We start from the raw sequence: 4,022 nt of genomic DNA on the forward strand, positions 1-4,022 counted from the left end.
GTTGTTGGCCGCCGGCCAAACCGACATCGCCGCCGCAACCGCCTGGCGCCGGGGCCAATTGCTGTTTCGCGGCCGGCCGCTCGGCGAAGTGATGGCCGAAATCGGCCGCTACCACGACGTGGTCATCCGGCTGCGCGATCCCAAACTGGCCGGCCTAAGGGTGAACGGCAATTTCCGCACCGAGCAACTCGACAACTTGTTAAATGCCGTCGCCACGCTGCTGCCGGTGAAAATCAAGCGTCTCGGCGAGCGGGAAATCGTCGTCGAGGCGTCTGACAAGCTGTAACGACCGGATCGGTTGGCGATAAAGCGCCCGCATCGGTATTCAAATGGCGTTCGCCGCCCGGCCATCCCAAACGCGCGACTTGCCATAACGCGCGACCGCTGTTGCGGGATATGCCGCACTTGCTCTCCGCCGCGAACGTCGCCGGTTCGAAAAATCGCCCTCGTCAAACTCCGCCAAACCGTTGGATTTGTTAAACAACAGCAACTCAATCCGCGACAGCGATCCAATTGGGGTACGAACTTTGCTTGAAACGGGACTTTAACCCAAAGTCGACCGCCGACCCTGCCCTTCCGGACCGCCGCGTGCCAAAATCCAAACGATCGCTGTTCGACAGATTATTTCAACGCCACAGTCAAGAGTTGCGGGTGTTTGCCGGGCAGCGCGGCGGGCAGGACAGCGCCGAGGACTTGGTGCAGGAGGCTTATTTACGGCTGCTGCAATGTCCCGACCCGCAATCGATCGATAACGCCAGGGCTTTTCTGTACCGGACTATAGCCAACCTAAGTATCGATCAACACCGCCGTCAGTCGGTCCGCGAGCGTTTTCAACACGATGCCGGCGCCGACGACGAGCTATTGACGCAAATTGCCTGCCAGGAGCCGCTACCCGAAGACCGCCTGACCAGCCGCCAAGCCTTGCAAACCCTGAACGACATTTTGCTGGAGCTCCCCGAAAACACCCGCCACGCCTTCGTGCTGTATCGCCTGGAGGGACTGTCGCATCGGGAAATCGGCCGGCGCCTCGGCATCTCGGAACGTAACTCAGTCCGGCTGGTGGGCATCGCCGCTCATCACGTACTGACCCGCTTTACCGACTGGGACGAACAATGACCTTTCCCGCCTCCCCCGAGCCCTTCGCCTGGCGCCAAGACTCCGGTTGCGGTCAATGTGCGGCGACCAGCTTGCACGGTACCGCCAGTAGATTAGTCCGGCGCGACGGACCGCGAGTCGATTGTCGCGACGTCGTTGGCAAACCGAATCGCGACATATTGAACGTCCGCTGCGTACAGCCTGCAAATCAAGGCGGCAAAGGGTTTTGCCCGCCCTCGCGTCGATACCGCGCCGGACCGAGAGAAATTGGCGTCGAAGCTGCTCTCGCGAGCGGATTTGGCGTTTTTCAAGGCGCGAGCATGGTCGCGATGGCTCAACCCAAGGGTTTACAATGCCCTTCCTACCCGACTCGCCAACCGTCTTGAAGCGCATGCCCGAATCTCCGCCCACCTTGCAGCAACAAGCGATCGACTGGCTGCTGCGTCTGGAATCGGCCGACTGCACGCCGGCCGAACGCGCCGCTTTCGAAGCGTGGCTGGCGCGAGACGAAGGTCACGAGCGGATCTACCGGCAAATAGCGCGGCGCTGGCGACAACTTGACGGCTTTAAGGGCCAGGACTTTCCGGTCCGCGCCGCCGCGCTGACCTACCGGCGCCCGCGCCGCCGGCTCGCCGAATCGGCGTTGGCGGCCTGTCTGATGTTGGGTCTGGGCGTGGCGACCTTCTCCGAACGAGGCTGGTACGGGCGCAACGCGGTTTACGCGACCGAGCGCGGCGCCAGCCGGACGGTTCAATTGGCGGACGGCTCCCGGCTGGAATTGAGTCCGGACAGCGAATTGACGGTACACCTCGACCGCTGGCGGCGCTCGCTGGTGCTGATCAAGGGCGAGGCTTACTTCGACGTCGCGCACGACCGGGACCGCCCGTTCCAAATCGAAGTCGGTGGCGCTAGCGTCGTCGATTTAGGCACCCGCTTCGACGTGCGTCTGCATAACGACGAAGTGGCGATCGCGGTCGTCGAAGGCGCGGTTCGAGTCGATCACATCGAAAGTCGGGAAATCCACGCCAACCAAGCGTTGAGTTTCGACCGTAAGGGCCGGTTTCGCGAATTGCCCGCCAACCAAATCGCGATGCAGACTGCTTGGCGCGAAGGCCGGTTGATCTTCGAAAACCGCCGGCTTGACGAGGTTTTGGCCGAGCTGGAGCGTTACCACGACATCCGCCTGACCCTGGCCGACCCGGCCTTGGCCAAACTCAAGGTCAGCGGCACGTTTCATACCGACAATCTCGACGCCGCCTTGAACATCATCGCGATGACGCTGCCCATCGACATTCGCCGGCCCAATCCGCGGCAAGCCGTGCTCGACAAGCGCGGCAACGATTGATTCGGGTTTTTGTAATTATTCTGCGCGAAGTAAAAACGCCTATCTGATTTTGGTCAATCACCGCCAGCGGGATGCCGCCCAGCCTTACCGGCACCCTGCGTCAGCGCATATACGAGCAGATAGGATCGGCAAATTTGCCCACCGTTAAAATCCGCGTGGGCACAAAAACCGTACCCACCCAGGCTAATCGGTCCTTTGAATCCGGCAAAAGTGTGCGCAAGAAAATGCGGCTGTCCAAGGCCGGTCACCGACATATTCGTTTAGTCTGGTTACGGCCGTGCACCGGTTATCAGCTCGACCAGCAAGGAATCAACAAGCAATAACGCTTTTTACCAATTCAATATTGTTCGCTCTTCCCAATTCGATCCAGTAAAAACACATTCTTTCGCGCAGTTCATCCCTTTTGAAAAAGAGTTGATAGGCCCGTCGTACTTGTGCGGCCTCAAGCATACCTGCTTCATTAGCTTCTTCCATTGAGCTTATTGCCAATAGAGCAAGCGCACTTTTACACTCGAAATCAATGTCTTTCGATTCAAGTATGTCGAGCATCTCGTCGATTCTCGCTGGATCGGCAAGCTCAATCTCCCAATCCTGCTCCCTTCCGGTAGCGGGGAGGCTCAATAATTGATTGATGACGCTTTCCGCATCCGCCTTTGGGCCATAAAACTCGCGCGACATAGGTCAAAGCTCCGGATAGGCTGTCTTTACACCGTTACCACTTGGAACCAAGCGAATAGTCGATGCAGGAGCGAACGACCCATCTGGCATAATCACGCGAGCGGGAAACCCATTCGGGACTGGTACTGAGATGGCTCCATTCTTCAAATTACCCAGATTATCCTGAATCAAACGCGCCGCCGCTTGATCGTCTAAGAACTGTCCCATTGGTTTCCCTGACCCCGCCGCTCGTTTCGTTAAAAACTCCGTTGCATCTTGACCATGCGTCGTAAATGCATGTCCAAACCGCGCTTTTGTAAGGGCAACTAAATCACCTGCCCCCTTTGCCGCCTCAGCCGCACTATCGGCCACCCTTCTGATCGTCCCTAAAGCCGGTATTCCCGGAGCAAGCCCCAGGGTGTCTAGACCTAGGTTGATCCCGTTATCCCAGGTGGGCATTCGAAGATAAGTGGCAAAGCTATGCGCAAAAAAGCCAAAATCGACCAAATCCCAGATCGTGCCCGTCGGGTCCGTAAACATCACCGGATTGCCATTGGCGTAAGTATACACATTGGTGCCGCCTTCCAGGCCGATCAGGTCGGGTTGCAGGTAGCGGCCGGCGCGGGGCGAGAAGTAGCGGGTGTGGTTGTAGTGCAGGCCGGAGTAGGCATCGTAGTATTGGCCGGGGTAGCGCAGGTTGAAGGTGGTCTTCACGCCGTCGCCGTCCGGGTCTTCCAGGGCCGGGGTATCGCCGTAGGGGGTGATCGGCCAAGCCCAAACTGCTTTTCCAGGATCACCCCCTTCTTTTCTCAAATAACGCGGGGTGTTGGTGAAGTCGGTTTCGATGTAATGTGTCGCGATATGCGAGCCGTTGGCGTCCAGATCAATCACCGCCACGGGGATATCTCCTAGGAGCCTGTCGGAC

Annotated in this window: 5 protein-coding genes; 3 read left to right on the plus strand and 2 right to left on the minus strand. The window is 58.6% G+C overall.

Annotated features, from left to right (window positions below):
- The 3 genes from A1355_RS23120 to A1355_RS23135 all read left to right on the plus strand — a co-directional run.
- On the plus strand, window positions 1-286 hold a 286-nt coding region (locus tag A1355_RS23120), incomplete at its 5' end, for a FecR family protein (RefSeq protein WP_157198006.1).
- 302 nt (window positions 287-588) lie between these two features.
- Window positions 589-1,116: an RNA polymerase sigma factor gene (locus tag A1355_RS23125; RefSeq protein ID WP_064031644.1), complete on the plus strand. Its 528-nt coding sequence runs from the start codon at window positions 589-591 to the stop codon at window positions 1,114-1,116.
- A gap of 370 nt (window positions 1,117-1,486) precedes the next feature.
- Window positions 1,487-2,440: a FecR family protein gene (locus tag A1355_RS23135; protein WP_064031645.1), complete on the plus strand. Its 954-nt coding sequence runs from the start codon at window positions 1,487-1,489 to the stop codon at window positions 2,438-2,440.
- 309 nt (window positions 2,441-2,749) lie between these two features.
- Here the strand turns inward: A1355_RS23135 and A1355_RS23145 are convergent, their stop codons facing one another.
- Window positions 2,750-3,118 carry a hypothetical protein gene (locus A1355_RS23145; RefSeq protein WP_064031642.1) on the minus strand — a complete coding sequence of 123 codons (369 nt, stop codon included), beginning with the start codon at window positions 3,116-3,118 and terminating at the stop codon, window positions 2,750-2,752.
- A 3-nt stretch (window positions 3,119-3,121) separates the two neighbouring features.
- Window positions 3,122-4,022: RHS repeat-associated core domain-containing protein (locus tag A1355_RS23150; protein WP_197471892.1), on the minus strand; the 901-nt coding region annotated here is incomplete at its 5' end.

Source organism: Methylomonas koyamae (genome assembly GCF_001644025.1).
Taxonomy (GTDB): domain Bacteria; phylum Pseudomonadota; class Gammaproteobacteria; order Methylococcales; family Methylomonadaceae; genus Methylomonas; species Methylomonas koyamae_A.